The 19,379-nt window shown below is 71.8% G+C and carries 18 protein-coding genes; 11 read left to right on the forward strand and 7 right to left on the reverse strand.

Features of this window, described 5'->3' with window-relative positions:
- Positions 1–56: 56 nt before the first annotated feature.
- Both AMK27_RS12450 and AMK27_RS12455 read right to left on the reverse strand, forming a co-directional pair.
- Entirely contained in the window at positions 57–2,081 is a 2,025-nt protein-coding gene (locus tag AMK27_RS12450) for a phosphocholine-specific phospholipase C (protein ID WP_073905585.1), read from the reverse strand.
- A 177-nt stretch (positions 2,082–2,258) separates the two neighbouring features.
- Entirely contained in the window at positions 2,259–3,080 is an 822-nt protein-coding gene (locus tag AMK27_RS12455; RefSeq protein WP_073905586.1) for a DeoR/GlpR family DNA-binding transcription regulator, read from the reverse strand.
- 148 nt (positions 3,081–3,228) lie between these two features.
- Here AMK27_RS12455 and AMK27_RS12460 point away from each other — a divergent pair, with 148 nt between their 5' ends.
- Positions 3,229–4,152: an SIS domain-containing protein gene (locus AMK27_RS12460; protein ID WP_073905587.1), complete on the forward strand. Its 924-nt coding sequence runs from the start codon at positions 3,229–3,231 to the stop codon at positions 4,150–4,152.
- 160 nt (positions 4,153–4,312) lie between these two features.
- Positions 4,313–5,149 carry a class II fructose-bisphosphate aldolase gene (locus tag AMK27_RS12465; RefSeq protein WP_073905588.1) on the forward strand — a complete coding sequence of 279 codons (837 nt, stop codon included), beginning with the start codon at positions 4,313–4,315 and terminating at the stop codon, positions 5,147–5,149.
- Between the two features lie 32 nt (positions 5,150–5,181).
- Here AMK27_RS12465 and AMK27_RS12470 read toward each other — a convergent pair whose 3' ends face one another.
- Complete coding sequence (locus AMK27_RS12470; protein WP_073905589.1) at positions 5,182–6,063, reverse strand: LysR family transcriptional regulator; 882 nt, start codon at positions 6,061–6,063, stop codon at positions 5,182–5,184.
- A gap of 71 nt (positions 6,064–6,134) precedes the next feature.
- Here AMK27_RS12470 and AMK27_RS12475 point away from each other — a divergent pair, with 71 nt between their 5' ends.
- Together AMK27_RS12475 and AMK27_RS12480 are read left to right on the forward strand one after the other, a co-directional pair.
- Positions 6,135–7,070 (forward strand): DMT family transporter, encoded by a 936-nt coding sequence (locus AMK27_RS12475; protein ID WP_241847439.1) that lies wholly within the window; start codon positions 6,135–6,137, stop codon positions 7,068–7,070.
- Positions 7,071–7,204: 134 nt separating this feature from the next.
- On the forward strand, positions 7,205–7,477 hold the full coding sequence (locus AMK27_RS12480; RefSeq protein WP_241847440.1) for a hypothetical protein: 273 nt from the start codon (positions 7,205–7,207) through the stop codon (positions 7,475–7,477).
- Between the two features lie 141 nt (positions 7,478–7,618).
- Here AMK27_RS12480 and AMK27_RS12485 read toward each other — a convergent pair whose 3' ends face one another.
- A complete protein-coding gene (locus AMK27_RS12485) occupies positions 7,619–8,056 on the reverse strand; it encodes a nitroreductase family deazaflavin-dependent oxidoreductase (protein WP_073905593.1) in 438 nt (145 codons plus the stop codon).
- Between the two features lie 115 nt (positions 8,057–8,171).
- On the opposite strand from AMK27_RS12485, the gene AMK27_RS12490 reads away from it, so the two are divergent.
- The 5 genes from AMK27_RS12490 to AMK27_RS12510 all read left to right on the forward strand — a co-directional run bounded on the left by AMK27_RS12490 (position 8,172) and on the right by AMK27_RS12510 (position 12,763).
- On the forward strand, positions 8,172–8,969 hold the full coding sequence (locus tag AMK27_RS12490; RefSeq protein WP_073905594.1) for an alpha/beta fold hydrolase: 798 nt from the start codon (positions 8,172–8,174) through the stop codon (positions 8,967–8,969).
- Positions 8,970–9,197: 228 nt separating this feature from the next.
- Positions 9,198–10,412: a S8 family peptidase gene (locus AMK27_RS12495; protein ID WP_073905595.1), complete on the forward strand. Its 1,215-nt coding sequence runs from the start codon at positions 9,198–9,200 to the stop codon at positions 10,410–10,412.
- Positions 10,413–10,637: 225 nt separating this feature from the next.
- Positions 10,638–11,624, forward strand: coding sequence for a serine/threonine dehydratase (locus AMK27_RS12500; RefSeq protein WP_073905596.1), 987 nt, complete (start codon positions 10,638–10,640; stop codon positions 11,622–11,624).
- A 7-nt stretch (positions 11,625–11,631) separates the two neighbouring features.
- On the forward strand, positions 11,632–12,174 hold the full coding sequence (locus AMK27_RS12505; protein WP_073905597.1) for a hypothetical protein: 543 nt from the start codon (positions 11,632–11,634) through the stop codon (positions 12,172–12,174).
- Between the two features lie 55 nt (positions 12,175–12,229).
- On the forward strand, positions 12,230–12,763 hold the full coding sequence (locus tag AMK27_RS12510) for a GNAT family N-acetyltransferase (RefSeq protein WP_073905598.1): 534 nt from the start codon (positions 12,230–12,232) through the stop codon (positions 12,761–12,763).
- Between the two features lie 20 nt (positions 12,764–12,783).
- Here the strand turns inward: AMK27_RS12510 and AMK27_RS12515 are convergent, their stop codons facing one another.
- A complete protein-coding gene (locus AMK27_RS12515) occupies positions 12,784–14,058 on the reverse strand; it encodes a serine hydrolase domain-containing protein (RefSeq protein WP_073905599.1) in 1,275 nt (424 codons plus the stop codon).
- A gap of 318 nt (positions 14,059–14,376) precedes the next feature.
- The gene (katG, locus tag AMK27_RS12520; protein WP_073905600.1) at positions 14,377–16,596 is read right to left on the reverse strand and encodes a catalase/peroxidase HPI; all 2,220 of its coding nucleotides are present in this window, start codon (positions 16,594–16,596) and stop codon (positions 14,377–14,379) included.
- Between the two features lie 171 nt (positions 16,597–16,767).
- Here katG and AMK27_RS12525 point away from each other — a divergent pair, with 171 nt between their 5' ends.
- On the forward strand, positions 16,768–17,181 hold the full coding sequence (locus AMK27_RS12525; protein ID WP_073905601.1) for a Fur family transcriptional regulator: 414 nt from the start codon (positions 16,768–16,770) through the stop codon (positions 17,179–17,181).
- Between the two features lie 73 nt (positions 17,182–17,254).
- On the opposite strand, the gene tpx is transcribed toward AMK27_RS12525, so the two are convergent.
- Positions 17,255–17,755, reverse strand: a complete 501-nt coding sequence (gene tpx / locus AMK27_RS12530) for a thiol peroxidase (protein WP_073905602.1) — start codon at positions 17,753–17,755, stop codon at positions 17,255–17,257.
- A gap of 284 nt (positions 17,756–18,039) precedes the next feature.
- On the opposite strand from tpx, the gene AMK27_RS12535 reads away from it, so the two are divergent.
- On the forward strand, positions 18,040–19,263 hold the full coding sequence (locus AMK27_RS12535) for an alginate lyase family protein (RefSeq protein ID WP_107425536.1): 1,224 nt from the start codon (positions 18,040–18,042) through the stop codon (positions 19,261–19,263).
- Positions 19,264–19,379 lie beyond the last annotated feature (116 nt).

A 19,379-nucleotide genomic window follows, 5' to 3' on the forward strand; every position in this document is an offset into this window, starting at 1 on the left:
CCCGTCCGCAGGTGTGGGGCGGCGGCGCGGTCGCCGCCCCACACACGGAGCGCGGGTCAGCCGGTGATGCTCGGTGCTCCGGTCTCGATGTGGCCGGTGTACCGGCGCGACCAGGTCCCGTCGATGTCGGCCAGGACGGTGAAGTCGTACCAGCCGTTGTTGTAGGCGACCGCGTTGAAGAAGTCCTCCCGCGTGGAGTTGGCCGGGACCGTGTAGGTCCAGGGGCCGTCCGTGCGGTACGCGTTCGAGCGGATCGTGAACGTCACCGGTCCGGCCGAGGTGTTGCTCAGCTTGAACCACAGGGCCGTCCGGCCCGTCCCCGCCTCGGTCGCGAACCGGGAGGTCGCCTCGATGGCCTTGCCGGCCTTGGAGGCGTCCCCGATGAACCGGCGCAGGAAGCGGTTGGGGCCCATCATCGAGATGTCGTACTTGCCGGAGCCCGACCCCAGGCCGATGTTGAAGTAGTCGGTGGCCGTGCCGCCCGGGTCGACGGTGTACTGCCAGGCGGCCGTGTCGCGGTGCTGGTGCGGATGGATCGAGAAGTGGGCCGCCCGCTTGGCCTCGGTGCCCTGGTTCGTCATCGAGAACCAGGCGAGGATCTTGCCCGCCGCCCCGAACTCGAAGCGGTCGAGGTTGCCGTTCACCTGGTACGGCAGGGCGCGGGCCGGCCGGGTGCCGGACTCCTGCGCGGGCTGGGCGTTGTTCTGCGGGGCCGGGTTCGGCAGCGGACCGCAGGTCGCCTGGCCGATGACCTTCGCCGTCGAGGGGAGGCCGGCCGGCACGCCGTACACCGGGTGGGCGAAGTCGAAGACGCCGGTGAGGTCTCCCGTCACCTTCCGCCGCCAGGCGCTGATGTTCGGGCAGGTGGCCGGGGTGCCCAGGGCCGCCGTCCAGGTCTCCATGAAGCGCAGCACCGAGGTGTGGTCGAAGACCTCCGAGCTCACCCAGCCGCCTCGGGTCCACGGGGACATGACAATCATGGGGACCCGGAAGCCCAGGCCGATCGGTACGCCGTCGAGGTACTCGCCGGGGGTGCCCGGGGGAGCGACCGGCGGCGGCACGTGGTCGAAGAAGCCGTCGTTCTCGTCGTAGTTGAGGAACAGCACGGTCGAGTCGAACACGTCGGCGTCGGCGGCGAGCGCGCGGTAGACGAGGTCGACGAAGTGCGCGCCGTCCCCGGGCGGCGCGTAGGGGTGCTCCGAGAACGCCTCGCTGGCGACCACCCAGGACACCTGGGGCAGCGTGCCCGCGACGACATCGGCCCGGATCGCGGCGGCGATGTCGTCCGGGGTCGAGCCGGTGACCTTGGGGACCGAGCCCATGCCGCGGTCGTACAGCGGGTCCCCGGGCCGTGCGTCGGTGAACTTCTTGAAGTACGCGAGACCGTTGTCGCCGTAGTTGTCCTGGGCGTTCTGGTAGACCTTCCAGCTCACCCCGGCCCGCTGGAGAGCCTCGGCGTACGTCTCCCAGGTGAGGCCCGACTCGTCGCCGCCGTCCTTGCTCGAGCCGTCGATCTTCCCGCTCCACAGGAAGGTGCGGTTGGGGCCGGTGGCGCTGAGCGCCGAGCAGAAGTACGCGTCGCAGATCGTGTAGTGGTCGGCGAGCGCGTGGTGGAAGGGGATGTCCTCGCGGTCGAGGTGGCCGAGCGTCCGGGTGTTGCCCACGCCGGTGACCCAGTTGTCGAGACGGCCCTTGTTCCACGCGGCGTGCTGCGAGGTCCAGCTGTGCGGCAGGTCGCCGTTGCACTGAGCGAGGGTCTCGCCGTCCACACCGCCGGCGGGCGGGGTGTCACTGAGCTTCCAGGGGTACTGGCGGCCGCCCCAGTTGGGCTGGTTGAACACGCCCCAGCCGCCGGGGATGTTGCCCGCGGCGCGGTCGCCGAAGCCCCGTACGCCGCGCAGGGTGCCGAAGTAGTGGTCGAAGCTGCGGTTCTCCTGCATGAGGATCACCACGTGCCGGACGTCGGCGAGGGTGCCGGTGGCCGCCCTCGCGGCGGCGGAGGCCCGGGCCGTCGGCAGCGCCGCGCCCGCCACGAGCCCCGCGCCGATACCGACGAATCCTCTGCGGCTGATGGGAATCATGCTCCGCCTCTCCTGTCACGGTGTGCCCCGGCGGCACGTCGGAGACATGATGGGGGAGGGGAGCTTAAAGGTATAGAGCCGTGCGGTAATGAGTGGGTTAACAGCCCAGGGCGCCATGGAACCAGGCGTAATAGGGGTGTCGATTGGTCCAGCCTCATACCAATGGTGCTCGAAGGTTCAGACGGTGAGGACCTTCACTCCGGCCTCGGTGAGCTGGGCGACCGCCTCCGCGTCGATGCCCGTGTCGGTCACGAGCAGATCGATCCGGTCCAGACCACAGATCCGCGCGAAGGCCCGGCGCCCCATCTTCGAGGAGTCGGTCACCACGACGACCCGGCTCGCCCGCTCGGCGAAGAGCCGGCTGATGCTCGCCTCGTCCTCCTGGTGCGCCATCACGCCGAGCCCGGCGTCGACCCCGTCGACCCCGAGCACCACCACGTCGAGCACGACCTCGTTGAGCACCCCGACCGTCAGGGGGCCCACCAGTTCGTAGGTCTGGGGGCGTGCCACGCCACCGGTGGTGACGATCTTGATCTGCGGGCGGACCGCGAGCTCGCCCGCGATGTTGAGCGCGTTGGTGACCACGGTCAGCGCGGGTCCCGAGCTCGCCGTTCCCGCCGTCCCGGCCGTCCCCGCGGTGTCGGCCCGACCGCTCGCGAACCGCAGGGCGAGCGCGCGGGCCACCTCCGTCGTCGTCGTGCCGCCGTTGAGCCCGACGACCTCGCCGGGGGCGATCAGGTCGGCCGCCGCCTCCGCGATCCGCCGCTTCTCCGCGGCGTGCCGCGTCGACTTGTACCGCAGCGGCAGCTCGTACGAGACGCCGTGCGCGACCGCCCCGCCCCGCGTCCGTATCAACAGCTGCTGCTCGGCGAGCTCGTCGAGGTCCCGGCGGATCGTGGCGGCCGACACGTCGAGTGCGGTCGCCGCCTCCTCGACCTCCAGCTTCCCCGAGGCGGCGAGTAGTTCAAGGAGCGTGTTCCACCGCTCGTGCTTGGACATGGGTCCCTCCCTCGGGCTCGTGCGCGCGTCCGATTCTATCCGCCGACGGGCGCGGGACCTGGAAACAGCATGCATGTTTCTGCTTGAATGGCATGGACTTCAAGCATCTTTCATCATTTCAGTGCACTCTTCTTGCAAGGAGACCGGCATGAGCACCACCCGTACCGCCGTGGAGATCGCGTCCCAGCCGACGACCTGGCGTCAGGCTGCCCGCACGCTGCCCCAGCACACCTCCGCGCTGCCCCGACGGGGCGAGCGGGTCGCGGTGATCGGCTGCGGCACCTCCTGGTTCATGGCCCTGGCCTACGCCGAGCTGCGCGAGTCCGGCGGCCACGGGGAGACCGACGCCTTCGCCGCCTCCGAATTCCCCTACGGCCGCCGCTACGACCGGGTCGTGGCCATCACCCGCTCCGGCACCACCAGCGAGGTGCTCGCCGTCCTGTCCCGGCTGCGCGGCACCGTCCCCACCGGCGCGATCACGGCCGACCCCACGACCCCGGTCATGGACCTCGCCGACGAGGTCGCCGTCCTGGACTTCGCCGACGAGGAGTCGGTGGTCCAGACCCGCTTCGCGACCACGGCGCTCGCCCTCTTCCGCGCGCACCTGGAGGCCGAGGACGCCCTGCCCGAGGGGGTGGCCACCGTCGAGGAGGCCGCGCGGGACGCCGAACTGGCCCTTTCCTCCCCCCTCGCCGAGGACGTCCGTGCGGCGGAGCAGTTCACCTTCCTCGGCATGGGCTGGACCTACGGTCTCGCCCTGGAGGCCGGTCTCAAGATGCGCGAGGCCGCGGGCGCGTGGACGGAGGCCTACCCGGCGATGGAGTACCGCCACGGCCCCATCAGCATCACCGGTCCCGGCCGGGTCACCTGGGGCTTCGGCACGCTGCCGGCCGGACTCGCCGACGAGGTGCGCAAGGTCGGCGGCACCCTCTCCGAGAGCGACCTCGACCCGCTCGCCGACCTGGTCCGCGCCCAGCGGCTCGCGGTCGCCGTCGCCGAGGCCCAGGGGCTGAACCCGGACACCCCGCGGAACCTGACCCGCTCGGTCGTCCTCGCCGACGCCCAGGCCTGAGCCCCTCCGCCGCCCTCGGTGCCGCCGGGACGCCGGTCCCCGCGGCTCCGACCGAGGCGTACCCCGCCCCCGCCCGCGTCGCCTCGCCCCCACCCGCGTCGCCCCGCCCCCGCTCGTGCCGCCCCGAAGCCGTTCGCACCCCCGGAGAAGGACCACCACCATGCCGTTGACGCCGACCGATGAGATCGTCCGCCGCGCCCGCGCGGCGGGTACCGGTGTGGGGGCGTTCAACGTCCTCCAGCTCGAGCACGCCCAGGCCATCGTGGCCGGTGCCGAGAGCGCCGACCGCCCCGTCGTCCTGCAGATCAGCGAGAACACCGTCCGCTACCACGGAGCCCTGGAGCCGGTCGCCCTCGCGTCGCTCGCCATCGCCCGCGCCGCCAAGACCCCCGTCGCCGTGCACCTCGACCACGCCGAGAACCCCGACCTCGTCCGCGAGGCCGTCGGACTCGGCCTGGGCTCGGTCATGTTCGACGCCTCGAAGCTCCCCTACGCCGAGAACGTGGCCTCGACGCGCGAGGTGGTGGAGTACTGCCACCAGCACGGCGTCTGGGTCGAGGCCGAACTCGGCGAGGTCGGCGGCAAGGGCGGCGCCCACACCCCGGGCGTACGGACCGACCCCGACGAGGCCCGCGCCTTCGTCGATGCCACCGGCGTCGACGCCCTCGCGGTCGCGGTCGGCAGCTCCCACCAGATGCTGACCAGGGACGCGGTCCTGGACTTCGCCCTCATCGCGCGCCTGCGCACCGCCGTCGACACACCGCTCGTCCTGCACGGCTCCTCCGGTGTGTCGGACGCGGACCTCACCGCCGCCATCGCCGCGGGCATGACCAAGGTCAACGTCTCCACCCATCTGAACAAGGCCTTCACCCGGGCCGTCCGCACCCATCTGACCGAGCACCCCGAGGCGGTGGACCCCCGGCACTACCTGACGCCGGCGCGCACGGCCGTGACCCGCGAGGTCGCCCATCTCCTCACGGTCCTCTCACCCGCCTGAGCCGATGGCGCACGACGCCTCCTCGCGCCGGATCACACGTCCTGAAGCGCCGCGAGGAGGCCGCGTACGGCGGGGAGGGACAGCGAGGACTTCCGTACCGCCGCGTGGATCGAACGGACCGGCTCCGGCCCGCGGACCTTGCGGACGACCACGTGCGGATGGCGGCTGCCCAGACCCGTCAGCGGGACCAGACTGACGCCGAGACCGGCCGCGACGAAACCCTGCGCGGTGGCGTACTCCTCGCACTCCACCGCGATGTCCGGGGCGAACCCGGCCGCCGCGCAGGCGTCGAGGACCGCGTCGAGACAGGGGCCGGGCCGTTCGCTGCCCACCCACGGCTCGCCGGCGAGCTCGGCCAGGTCCACGGCGGTACGGCGGTCGGCGAGCGGATGTCCCTTGGGCAGCACGGCGCGATAGGGGTCGTCGAGCAGGTGCACCAGCCGGAGGCCGTCGCCGGCCGTGTCCGGGCCGCCGCCCCGGGGGCGTACGACGAGGGTGAGGTCCGCCTCCTCGTCGTCCGGGGCGCCGTCGGCGATCCTCAGGTCGACGCGCACGCCCGGGTGTTCGGTGCGGAAGCGGGCCAGGGCGGGGGCCACGAGCTCCGCGCCCGCGGTGGCGAAGTAGCGGACCGAGATCCGCCCGGTGCGGCCCGCCCGCAGATCGGCGAGAGCGGTCTCGGCCTCGGCGACCTGCCGGCCGATGACGGCGGCGTGCTCGGTGAGCAGCCGTCCGGCGGCGGTCGGCCGCACGCCCCGGCCGAACCGTTCGAGCAGGGCGATGCCCGCCTCCTTCTCCAGGACGCCGATCTGCTGACTCACGGCGGACGGGGTGTAGCCGAGGTTCGCGGCGGCGGCGGTGACGGAGCCGCTGGTGACGACGGCCCGGAGCACCTGCAAACGTCTCACATCCAGCATGTAGCACAGCTTAACGCTGGATACATGATTCATCGCTTGTCCTGTCGGATGGCTCGCGGGACGGTGAGGACATGACATCGGCGACGCGTATGGGCGTCCTGGCCCTGCTCTGGGGCTCGGGCTTCCTCTGGATCAAGATCTCCCTCAACGAGGGCCTCACCCCGGGCTGGATCACCTTCGTCCGGTGCGCGCTCGGCGCGGCCGTCCTGCTCGCGCTCGCGTACGGTGCGGGGCAGCGGCTGCCACGGGACCCGGCCACCTGGGGGCGGCTCCTCGTCGCCGCCTTCTTCTGCAACGCGCTGCCGTTCCTGCTCTTCTCGGTGGGGGAGCAGACCGTGGACAGCGGAGTGGCGGGGGTGCTCAACGCCACGACCCCGCTCTGGTCCCTCCTCATCGGCCTGGCCCTGGGCACCGAACGGCCGCTGCGCGCCACCCGACTGGCCGGGCTCGTCCTCGGCTTCGCCGGTGTGCTGCTGATCTTCGCGCCCTGGAGCCACGCCTCCGGCCTGCTGAGCACGGGCGCCCTCGCGCTCCTCGGCGCCTCCGCGAGCTATGCCGTGGCCTTCGCCTACATGGCCCGGCACCTGACGGGCCGGGGCACCGCGCCGCTGGCGCTCTCCGCGGCCCAACTCCTCACCGCCACCGGCCTGAGCACGCCCGCGCTTGCGGTCGGTAAAACGGCGACGGTGACCTGGGCGGGCGTCCTGGCGGTCGTCGTCCTCGGCGTCCTCGCCACCGGGCTCACCTTCCACCTGAACTACCGGATGATCGCGGAGGAGGGCCCCACCGCCGCCGCGACGGTCGGCTACCTGCTCCCGGTGGTGTCGGTGGCCCTGGGCGCACTGATCCTCGACGAACCGCTGACGGTACGGGTGGTGGCGGGGATGGCGGTCGTCCTGGTGGGGGTGGGACTGACGAGGACGCGTACGCGCCAGCGGCGTGCCGAGCCCGAGGCGACGGAGTTGCCCGCCTCGCCGTCTCCGAACCTCACTCTGAAAGATCAGTAAGGGGAGGTGAGGCCGAAGGCGGGCTCCAACTCCACGAGGTGCCCCTTCTTGCGGATCACCGCACTCCTGCGAGCTGTCGATGCTGTGATGGCCTCATGAGACCTGAGCATTGTTCGACGAGGAACCACATAGAGGTGTGGCACGACCGTGCGCTGCCGGCGGGCCCAGAGCGGATCGGGTTGTGGGTGGTGCTGCGCGGCTCGGTTCTGCCGATCCTCGTCTGGGCGGGCGTCGGGTGCTTCGTGTACGTCCTCTACAACCCGCTCGCGGCGATGGTCCTCGGTGGGCTCTTCGCGTTGTCCTTCAGCGTGGGGTTCGGGCTCCGTCGCAGGGCGAGGCACTCGGTTCGCTGCAGTGTCTACGGCGCGGTGGGGGGAGTGCTCGACAAATCCATGGCCGGGTTCTGAGGCGTTGCGGAGGAGGGGCGGGGCTGCGGCGACGAGCCGGCACGTCGCGCCGTCGGTCGCTTCCGATCCGCGCCGACCGGCAAGGGGCCACCGGCTCCGTCGGGGCTGTCACGACGGAGCCGGTGGTCCGGGAGGAGCTGCTCAGCCGACCCGCTCGACCACGAAGACGGGAATCTCCCGGTCGGTCTTGAGCTGGTAGTCGGCGTAGTCGGGGAAGGCCGCGACCGCGCGCTCCCACCAGGCGGCGCGCTCCTCGCCGGTGACGAGGCGGGCTTCCATGTCCCAGGCCTGGGTGCCGTCGCGTACCTCGACGAGGGGTGAGGCGACGAGGTTGTGGTACCAGACGGGGTGCTTGACGGCGCCGCCGTTCGAGGCGACGAGTGCGTACGCCCCGTCGTGCTCGACCCGCATGAGCGGGGTCTTGCGGAGTTTCCCGCTCTTCACGCCGCGGTTCGTGACCAGGACGACCGGCATGCCCCGCATGGTGGTGCCCTTGGTGCCGCCGGACGACTCGTACAGCTCGACCTGATTGCGCACCCAGGCCGTCGGGCTGGGCTCGTATTCACCTTCGAGTGGCATGGCGTCCCTTTCGTTGGTCCTGTACCGCCGCCCGCCCGCCCGGCGTTGTCAGTGTCGAATCCTAGGCTGGCTTGAGACATGACGGACGCGCGCGACACAGGGGAGAGCACACGGCATGCGGGAATTGTTCCTGGCGGGGCAGCGGGCGTACATCCGATGGATCGATCTGCCGGGTGCGGGGGACGGGCCGGTGCGCGTGTTCGTCCATGGCCTCGGGTGCACCTCGGCCTCGGACTTCGCCCACATCGCGGCCCACCCCGCGCTGGGTGGCGGCCGGGCGCTGCTCGTGGACCTGCTCGGGTACGGGCTGAGCGACCGGCCCGCGGAGTTCGACTACCGCATGGAGTCCCAGGCGGAGGCGGTCGGCGCGGTGCTCGACCACCTCGGCCTCAGGGGGGTGGACCTCGTCGGGCACTCCATGGGCGGTGCGGTGACGATCCATCTGGCGGCCGGGCGCCCGGAGCTGGTGGCGAGACTCGTGGTGGCGGAGCCGAACCTCTACGGGGGCGGCGGCGTGTTCAGTTCCCCGGTGGCCGCCCAGGACGAGGACGCGTTCGTGGCGGAGGGATTCGCCCGGATGGTGGCAGGCGTCGACCGCGCCGACTACGCGGCCCGGCTCCGCCTCGCCGACCCGAGGGCCGTGCACCGCAGCGCGGTCGCCCTGGTCGAGGGCAGCACGCCCGCCCCCGGTGACCTCCTCGCCGGGCTCAGGATCCCCCGGACCTATCTGGTGGGGGAGCGGAGCCTGCCGGACCCCGACGCGGAGAAGGCCGCCGGGTTCGGGCTCCCGGTGATCGGGATCCCCGGGGCGGGGCACAACCTGATGCTGGACAACCCGGACGGATTCGCCACGGCGCTCGCCCGCGCCCTGCCGATTGCGCCGACCTCGCGTCCCGGCCACGAAAGGGCCTGATCAGGCCAGTGGGGAGGGGTTCGGCGGGGGTTCGATTGCAAGCGTGTGGCAGATGCATGACAAGGCGTCAACTTCCTTGAGCCACGCCCGTGGAGCGGCCAGGCTGCTGATCACGACGGGACCGGACACACCGGTCCCGACCGTGCACGTGGCCCCACGTGCGCCCCCCCCACAGTCGCGCAGTCCCACCCCACCGGGCGCGACGCCCATGAGGAGGAATCCCTCGTAATGGCACTCCCGCAGAACACCCGGACCCGCTTCGCCGTGACGGCCTCCGCCGCGAGCATCGCCGCCCTGCTCGGCACCTTCGCCGCCGTCCCGGCCCACGCGGCCCCCGCGGAGGGCACCGTCCTCGCGGCGGGCTCGGCCGACGCGATACCCGGCAGCTACATCGTCACCCTCAAGCAGGGCGCGGGCTTCAAGGCCGCCTCGGCCCAGGGCCGCAGCCTGATCTCCGGCTACGGCGGCACGGTCCGCAAGACGTTCGGCTCCGCCGTCAACGGCTACACCGCCACCCTCGACGCGACGGCGGCCCGCCGGCTCGCCGCCGACCCCGCCGTGGCCTCCGTCGAGCAGAACCAGATCGTCCGCGCCGACGCGACGCAGACCAACGCCCCCTGGGGCCTGGACCGCATCGACCAGGCGAACCTGCCGCTCTCCGGCACGTACACCTACCCCGACTCCGCCGGCGGCGGCGTCACGGCGTACGTGATCGACACCGGCGTCCGGATCAGCCACTCCGAGATCGCCGGGCGCGCGGTGAACGGGTACGACGCGGTCGACGGAGACACCGTCGCGCAGGACGGCAACGGCCACGGCACCCACGTCGCCACCACGATCGCCGGAACCACCTACGGTGTGGCCAAGTCGGCGAAGATCGTGGCCGTCCGCGTCCTCGACAACAACGGCTCCGGAACCACGGCCGGCGTCATCGCGGGCATCGACTGGGTCACCGCCCACCACACCGCCGGCGCCCCGGCCGTCGCCAACCTCTCCCTGGGCGGCGGCGCGTCCACCACCCTGGACAACGCGGTGAAGAACTCCATCGCCGACGGCGTCACCTACGCGGTCGCCGCCGGCAACTCCGGCGCCAACGCCTCCTCCACGTCGCCCGCCCGGGTCCCCGCGGCGATCACCGTCGGCGCCACGAGCAACACCGACGCCAAGGCCAGCTGGTCCAACTACGGTTCGGTCCTCGACCTCTTCGCGCCCGGTGTGTCGATCACCGCGGGCTGGAACACCAGCGACACCGCCACCAGCACGATCTCGGGCACCTCGATGGCCACCCCGCACGTCGCGGGCGCCGCCGCGATCTACCTCGCGGGCCACCCCTCCGCGACGCCCGCCCAGGTGTCCACCGCCCTCGTCAACGGCGCCACGACCGGGAAGGTGACCAGCCCGGGCAGCGGCTCCCCGAACCGGCTCCTGAGGATCGTCCCGTAACCGCGGACAGGTGAGGACCGTCCCGTAGTTTCGGACAGGGCAGGGACGTCTCGTAGTTCCGGACAGGTCAGGCAAGTCCCGTAGTTCCGACCACGCACCGCCCCGGAGGCAGCCGGCGCCTCCGGGGCGGTGCCGTGCCCCGGCCCCACCGCGGTGGGCCGCGTTCCTGAGAGGATCGACGGCGAGACAGCCCCCCGGTCCTCCGACCCGCATCAGGAGCCCCCCGTGCACACCCCGCTCACGTACGCCGACATCAAGACCGCGGCCGATCGGATCGCCGGACAGGTCCGCCCCGTCACGGTGGCCGAGGCGGAGCCAGGCGCCGAGGCGTACACGCTCCACCTCGCCCTGGAACACATGCAGCACACCGGCTCCTTCAAGGCACGCGGAGCGCAGAACTTCCTGCTCGCCCACCGCGAGGACGGCACCCTTCCCGCCGCCGGAGTCACGATCGCCTCCGGCGGCAACGCCGGGCTCGCCTGCGCCTGGGCCGCGCTGCGGCAGGGCGTCCGCGCCACCGTCTTCCTGCCGACCACCGCGCCCAAGGTGAAGGCCGACAGGCTCGCCGGCTACGGCGCCGACGTCCGGCTCGTCGGCACGGAGTACGCCGAAGCGCTCGCGGCCTGCGAGGCGTTCGCGGCCGAGACGGGGGCGCTCGCCTCCCACGCCTACGACCATCCGCTGATCGCCGCCGGGGCCGGCACCCTGCTCGACGAGATCCACGACCGGATCCCGGACCTCGACACGGTCGTCGTCGCGGTCGGCGGGGGCGGCCTCTTCTCCGGCGTCGCCACCGCGGCCCGGCACCACGGCATCCGCACCGTCGCCGTCGAACCCGAGAACTGCCGCGCCCTCGACGCCGCGCTCCGGGCCGGACACCCCGTCGACGTGCCCGTCGACTCCGTCGCCGCGGACTCGCTCGGCGCCCGGCGAGCCTCCGCCACCGCCCTGGCGGCCGCCCGGCACGACGGAGTCCGCACCGTCCTCGTCCCCGACACCGCGATCATCCGTGCCCGCCGGGCCCTGTGGCACGACCGCCGGCTCGCCGTGGAGCACGCCGCCGCCACCGCCCTGGCCGCCCTCACGCCCCCGGACCGGCAGGACGACTCGACGTACGGCTACCGTCCGGCCCCGGGCGAGAAGGTCTGCGTCGTCCTCTGCGGAGCCAACACGGACCCCACCGACCTCGCGCACACCGCGGAAGCCGAGTAGCCCGCCCATGGACAGCGCGCGCCCCGCGACCTCGCTCACCCACCCCGACGACCCGGCGTTCCGGGCCTGGCTCCGGGCCCTCTCCCACGCCTTCGACCACGACTTCGAGGAGGACCTCGGCTCGCCGGGCGGGCGCGCCTTCCTCCTGGCCGCCTTCACCGACAACGGTGCCGTCCCCGCGCCCCACTTCGCCCCCCTCGTGGACGAGTACCGACGGGTCCACGCGGAGCGGGTCGTCGCCGCGCTGCTCGCCCGGGCGCGCCGGGACACGGGCCGTGCCTTCGACGTACCGGTCCGCCACGAGTGGTCCGACGCCCCGGACGGGATCGGCAGTGTCTTCGTCGGCCACGAGCCCGTCGAGGGTCTCGACCCGGTCGGCATGGCCGTCGCGGCGGCCGAGGGCGTCCAGTGCCACCTCGCCGACCGCGAGCTCCTGGTCTGGCCGCTCTGCCCCGACCACCGCACCGGCCCCCACGCCACCCGCACCCCCGACGGCGCGGCCTGGGTCTGCTCGGTCACGCACCACGTGGTGGCACCGGTCCCGAGCTGAGCGAACGGGAGGGCCGGTGGCACCGGGCGCCCGTCCCGTGCGTCAGGATGGGGGCATGACCGAGATTCGTACCCCCCGTCTCATCCTCCGGCGCTGGAGCGACGACGACCTTGTCCCGCTGGCCGAGATCAACGCCGATCACGAGGTGATGCGCTGGATCGGGGACGGCTCGGTCCTGGACATGGAGCGGACCGCCGAGGACATCGAGCGGTACGAGGAGGAGTGGGACGAGGAGGGCTTCGGGATCTTCGCCGTCGAGCTCATCGCCTCGGGCGAGCTGATCGGCTTCGCCGGTCTGTCCCTGCCGGAGTTCCTCCCGGAGGTGATGCCGGACGTGGAGATCGGCTGGCGCCTGGGCAGGCAGTTCTGGGGCCAGGGATACGCCTCGGAGGCCGCCCACGCGGTCCTGGAGTTCGCACTCCAGGACCGCGGGCTCGACCGGGTCGTCGCCATCACCCACATCAGCAACCAGGCCTCAGAGAACGTCATCGGCAAGCTCGGCATGACCGAGGAGCGCGAGACGACCCATCCGGCCTTCGGCGTCCCCCTGCGGATCTACGCGATCGACCTCACCGAGTACGAGGCCTGACGACCCCGGTCGCGAACGCCTCAGTGGCGCTCGGGCAGGTCCCGCTCCGCCGGCAGCGACGTCAGGTCACGCGCCGAGGGCGAGGCGGCGGAGCGCGAGGACGCGGCGGGTGCCGGCTTCTTGCCGCAGAACGCCGCCTCCAGCGTCCCGCCCAGCGCCGTGTTGGCGGCACCGTGGTTCGAGGTGTTCGCCATCGCCGACACGCTGCGGCGGCCGTCGCGGGTCGAGAAGGTGTACGTGTAGAAGCCCTGCACGGTGCCCGTGTGCCCGTACACCTGCGTACCGCACGACAGGTTGTAGCGGCGCAGACCGAGCCCGTAGAACCGGGTGTTGGTGGCGTCGGTCGGCGTGACCGTCGTCATGGCCTCCATCATCGCCGGGGACAGCAGCCGGCCGCGCATGAGCGCGCTGGTGAAGGTGTTCAGGTCGGCCGGGCTGGAGATGACGGCCCCGGCGGACTGCGCCCAGGAGACCGTCTGCTCCGTGGAGTCCACCAGCGCACCGCCCTCCTCGTCCGGGTGCAGGTAGCCGCGCACATGGGCGCCCTTGATGCGGGTGTCGGGGTGCACGTACGAGGTCCTGGTCAGCTTCAGCGGCTTGAAGATGCGGCGCTCGTACGCGTCGGCCACGGGACGGCCCGTGAGCTTCTCGATCAGCATGCCGACGACGACGAAGTTGGCGTTCGAGTACTGGTAGGAGACGCCGGGCTGGGTCGTGCGCGGCTCGCTCAGCGAGAGGTCGACGAGCTCCTGGTAGCTGAACACCCGGTTCCGCACGGCCTCGAAGCCCGGCACCGTGTGCTCGAACATCGCGTTCGTGTAGTCGGCGAGACCGCTGCGGTGGGTCAGCAGATGACGGACCGTGATGCGGTCGTCGGGGAGCAGGCCGGGCAGGTAGGTGTTGACCGGCGTGTCGAGCTGGAGCCTGCCCTCCTCCACCAGCTGGAGCAGGACGACGGTGGAGAACGTCTTGCTGACGCTGCCGATCCGGAAGCGCGAGTGGATGTCCATGGCCGCGCCCGAGACGCGGTCCTGGACGCCGACGGTCCGGCTGCGGACCCCGTCGGGACCGACGAAGCGGGCCATCGCGCCCGGCGCGCCGTTGGCCATGGCCGAGTTCAGTGCGGCGACCACGCCGTCCATGTCGGGCGCGGGGACCGCGGGAGTCCCGGTGGCGGTGGGCGCCACCGGCCCGCCGGGAGCGGCGAACGCGCTGGTGGCGGGGGCGACGCCCGCGGTGAGCGCGGCGAGCAGGGTGGCACTCACGGCTAGGCGTCGGTGTGACGACAGGGGCACGGTGATTCCTCGGCTTCTTCCGGGTTCTTCCGGATCGTTCGGTACGGCGCACGGCGGACGCGCGCAGCAGGGCACCGGGAACGCCCGACCGCGCGGCCTGGCCCGACACCCATGGATCATGAGTGCCAACGCCCGGGAACGGTTCCTGACACGGGGGTACGGGTTGTGGAACCCGTACGTCCGAGCCCGAACCAGAGCCCGCGCCCACGCGCAGGGGCCCGGCCGGTCGAGGGAGTCGACCGGCCGGGCCCCTGGGGATCACACGGGGTTCAGCCGTTCACCGCCGTTCCCGGCCGGTGATCACGTGTCGCCGAACGGTCAGGCGATGTCGAACCGGTCCAGCTCCATGACCTTGTTCCACGCGGCGACGAAGTCCGTCACGAACTTCTCCTTCGCGTCGTCGCTCGCGTACACCTCGGCCAGCGCGCGCAGCTCGGAGTTCGAGCCGAAGACCAGGTCGGCGCGGGTGCCCGTCCACTTGACCTCGCCGGTGGCGGAGTCACGGCCCTCGTAGGTGGTGGAGTCCTCGGACGTCGCCGTCCACGTCGTCCCCATGTCGAGCAGGTTGACGAAGAAGTCGTTCGTCAGGGTGCCCGGGGTCGTGGTGAGGACACCGTGCGCGGACTGCTGGTGGTTCGCGCCGAGGACGCGGAGGCCGCCGACGAGGACCGTCAGCTCCGGCGCGCTCAGGGTCAGCAGGTTCGCGCGGTCGATCAGCAGGTACTCGGCCGGCAGGCGGGTGCCCTTGCCGAGGTAGTTGCGGAAGCCGTCGGCCTGCGGCTCGAGCGCGGCGAAGGACTCCACGTCCGTCTGGTCCTGCGCGGCGTCCACGCGGCCCGGGGTGAACGGCACCTGGACGTCGAAGCCGCCGTCCTTGGCGGCCTTCTCGACGGCCGCGGAGCCCGCGAGCACGACCAGGTCGGCGATCGAGACCTTCTTGGCGCCCGCGGCGTCGAAGGAGGCCTTGACGCCCTCGAGCGTGCGCAGCACCTGGGCGAGCTCGTCCGGGTTGTTGACCTCCCAGTTGCGCTGCGGCTCCAGGCGGATGCGGCCGCCGTTGGCGCCGCCCCGCTTGTCGCTGCCGCGGAAGGAGGAGGCCGCGGCCCAGGCCGCGGAGACCAGCTGCGGGACCGTGAGGTCGGAGCCGAGGATCTGCTCCTTGAGGGAGGCGATGTCCGCGGCGTCGAGGGTCTCGCCCTCGCGCGCCGGCAGCGGGTCCTGCCACAGGAGGACCTCGGAGGGGACCTCCGCGCCGAGGTAGCGGACGGCCGGGCCCATGTCACGGTGCGTCAGCTTGTACCAGGCGCGGGCGAAGGCGTCCGCGAACTGCTCCGGGTTCTCGTAGAAGCGCCGCGAGATCTGCTCGTAGGCCGGGTCGAAGCGCAGCGAGAGGTCGGTGGTGAGCATCGTCGGGAGGTGCTTCTTCGACGCGTCGTGGGCGTCGGGGATGATCGCCTCGGCGTCCTTCGCCACCCACTGGTTCGCACCGGCCGGGCTCTGGGTGAGCTCGTACTCGTACTCGAAGAGGTGCTTGAAGAAGTCGTTGCTCCACTGCGCGGGCGTGGTGGTCCAGGTGACCTCCAGACCGCTCGTGATCGCGTCGGCGCCCTTGCCGCTGCCGTACGAGTTCGCCCAGCCGAAGCCCTGCGCCTCCAGGGGGGCGGCCTCGGGGTCGTCGCCCACGTTGTCCGCCGGGCCGGCGCCGTGGGTCTTGCCGAAGGTGTGGCCACCGGCGATGAGGGCGACGGTCTCCTCGTCGTTCATCGCCATGCGGCGGAACGTCTCACGGATGTCGCGGGCCGCGGCGACCGGGTCCGGGTTGCCGTTGGGGCCCTCGGGGTTGACGTAGATGAGGCCCATCTGGACCGCGCCGAGCGGGTTCTCCAGCTCGCGGTCGCCGGTGTAGCGCTCGTCGCCGAGCCAGGTGGTCTCGGGGCCCCAGTAGACGTCCTCGTCAGCCTCCCAGACGTCGGCGCGGCCGCCGGCGAAGCCGAAGGTCTTGAAGCCCATCGTCTCGAGGGCGACGTTACCCGTGAGGATCATGAGGTCGGCCCAGGAGATGTTCTGGCCGTACTTCTTCTTCACCGGCCACAGCAGACGGCGGGCCTTGTCCAGGTTGCCGTTGTCCGGCCAGCTGTTCAGCGGCGCGAAGCGCTGCTGACCGGCTCCGGCGCCACCGCGGCCGTCGCTGATGCGGTACGTGCCCGCGCTGTGCCAGGCCATGCGGATCATGAGCGGGCCGTAGTTGCCGAAGTCGGCGGGCCACCAGTCCTGCGAGGTGGTGAGGACCTCGGCGATGTCGCGCTTGACGGCCGCGAGGTCGAGGGCGTTGAAGGCCTCGGCGTAGTCGAACTCCGCACCGAGCGGGTTCCCCACGACGGGGTTGGTGGCGAGGATCTTCAGGTTGAGCCGCTCCGGCCACCACTGGCGGTTGCCGCCACCCTGGGTCGGGTGCGCGGCACGGCCGTGCGCGACCGGGCAGCCGCCCGTGCCCTCGGGGGCGGGGTCGGTGACGATTGCGTCGTGGTTCTCGGACATGCAAATCCTTCCGGACGGGGCGGATCGTGGTGCTCAGCCGGGGCGGGCACCAGTGGGGTGTCGTGTGCCCGACCGGAGCCGTGGTGTGCCTTGGCTATTGCCGGAACCGATCCTACGATGGACAGAGTCCAAGTCAAGAACCACGCCAATGATCGGAAGAGGTGGGCCGAAATGAGCGACCTGCTGGAGCGCCTGCGTGCGCGCGGCTGGCGTATGACGTCCCAGCGGCGTGTCGTCGCGGAGGTCCTCGCCGGCGAGCATGTGCACCTCACGGCCGACGAGGTGCACGCGCGCGCCGTGGCACGCCTTCCGGAGATCGCGCGGGCGACCGTCTACAACACGCTGGGTGAGCTGGTGGCCCTCGGCGAGGTCGTGGAGCTCTCCACGGACGGCCGGGCGAAGCGGTACGACCCGAACGCCCACCACGCGCACCAGCACCTGGTCTGCTCGAACTGCGGGATCATCCGCGACGTCCATCCGACGGGGGACCCGCTGGCGGTCCTCCCGCCCGCCGAGCGGTTCGGCTTCACCGTCTCCAAGGCCGACGTGACGTACCGCGGTCTCTGCCCCGCGTGCGCTGCCTGACCGGGAACGCGAGGAGCCCCTCCACCGTGACGGTGGAGGGGCTCCCGTGCGTCGCCGAGAGGCGGCGCGGTTCCTACTTGAGCGCGGCGAGCGCGTCGTCGTAGCTGGGCTCCTCGGCGATCTCGCCGACGAGCTGCGCGTGCAGAACGGTGTCGTTCTCGTCGAGGACGACGACCGCGCGGGCGGTCAGGCCGGCCAGCGGGCCGTCCGCGATCTCCACGCCGTAGTTGGTGTGGAACTCACGGCCGCGGAGCGTCGAGAGGTTCTTGACGTTCTCGAGGCCCTCGGCGCCGCAGAAGCGGGCCTGCGCGAAGGGGAGGTCGGCGGAGATGCAGAGCACCACCGTGTTCTCCAGCGCGCCGACCTTCTCGTTGAACGCGCGGACCGAGGACGCGCAGGTGGGCGTGTCGACGCTCGGGAAGATGTTGAGGACCTTCCGCTGGCCGGCGTAGTCCTTCAGCGACTTGTCGGCCAGGCCCTCGGCGACGAGCGAGAAGTCAGGAGCCTGGCTTCCCGGGGTCGGCAGGGTGCCGTTGACCTGTACCGGGCTGCCCTTCAGCGTGACCTGGGCCATGGGAGATCTCCTTAGGACGATGTAAGTGACAACGAGGGGAATCGTACGGCGTGGTGGCCCGCCCGCCGGACACGGCCATCAGGTCGGGCCCGGTGCGGCCGAGCACGAGTCGTTCAAGCACGTGAACTCCCGGGGTTCGCAGGGGTTGCGGTCCTCGAAGGTCTGGACCGGTGGAAGTGTGCACCGGGCAAGCTTTCGGCGGTCTTGACGGCCTTGGTTCAGACCTTTAGGTTCCACCCTCGACAGTCATCGAGCGTTCATGTACATGAAGAAGGAGCAACCCCATGGTCGTACGGCGCGATGCCTCCCATGCGAAGCGCGGGGGAAGGAAGGTGCTGCTCGCCGTTCCCCTGCTGGCCGCCGCCCTCCTCGCCGCCTTCGTCGCCGGACCCGGGGGAGGCCGCGCCGAAGCGGCCCCCGCCACGTTCACGCACCCCGGCGTCCTGGTCTCCCGCGGCCAGCTCGACTTCGCCCGGGAACGGGTCAACGCGGGCGCGCAGCCGTGGAAGAGCGCCTACGACCAGATGGCGGCGAGCAAGTACGCCTCGCTCTCCCGGGTCCCGAAGCCCCGCGCCGTCGTCGAGTGCGGCTCGTACTCCAACCCGAACAACGGCTGCACCGACGAGCGCGAGGACGCCATCGCCGCGTACACGCTCTCCCTCGCCTGGTACGTCACGCGGGACAGCCGGTACGCCCAGAAGGCCATCGAGATCATGGACGCCTGGTCCGGGGTGATCACCGACCACACCAACTCGAACGCGCCCCTGCAGACCGGCTGGGCCGGTTCCTCCTGGCCGCGCGCCGCCGAGATCATCCGCTACACCTACACCGGCTGGCCGCAGGCCCGCGTCGACCGGTTCAAGACCATGCTGCGCACCGTCTACCTCCCCGAGGTCGCCGTCGGCTCCCACTCGAACGGCAACTGGGAGCTCAGCATGACCGAGGCGGCCATCGGCATCGCGGTCTTCCTGGAGGACCGCGCCGCGTACGACAAGGCCGTGGCCAAGTTCCGCGGCCGCGTCCCCGCGTACATCTACCTCGCGAGCGACGGCGCCCTGCCGAAGGCCGCGCCGGGCAGCGGCCTCGACACGCGCGACGAGATCGTCCGCTACTGGCAGGGGCAGACGACCTTCGTCGACGGCCTCACCCAGGAGACCTGCCGCGACCTCACCCACACCGGCTACGGGCTCTCGGCCATCTCGCACATCGCCGAGACGAGCCGCATCCAGGGTCAGGACCTCTATCCCGAGGTCGCCGACCGGCTGCGGCACGCGCTCGGTCTCCAGGCCAGGTACGAGCTCGGTGCGGCGGTCCCGAGCTGGCTCTGCGGCGGCACGCTCAAGGACCACCTCGGGCCGGTCACGGAGGTGGGCTTCAACGCGCTCCACCACCGCATGGGGTACGGGATGACGAACACCCAGAACCTCACCGAGGCCCGGCGCCCGGCGGGCACCGACAACCTCTTCGTCGCCTGGGAGACCCTCACCCACGCCGGCAACCCCAACTGACCGCGACGCGCGGGGGAGTCCGCACCTCTTGACGCCCCCTTACTTCACTTCTTAAATCATGGAGGCGTCCAAGGCTCTCGTCATGTCATGGGCATGGCGAGAGTTCGGCGTTCCCC

This window comes from Streptomyces sp. CB02009, assembly GCF_001905825.1.
Classification (GTDB): domain Bacteria; phylum Actinomycetota; class Actinomycetes; order Streptomycetales; family Streptomycetaceae; genus Streptomyces.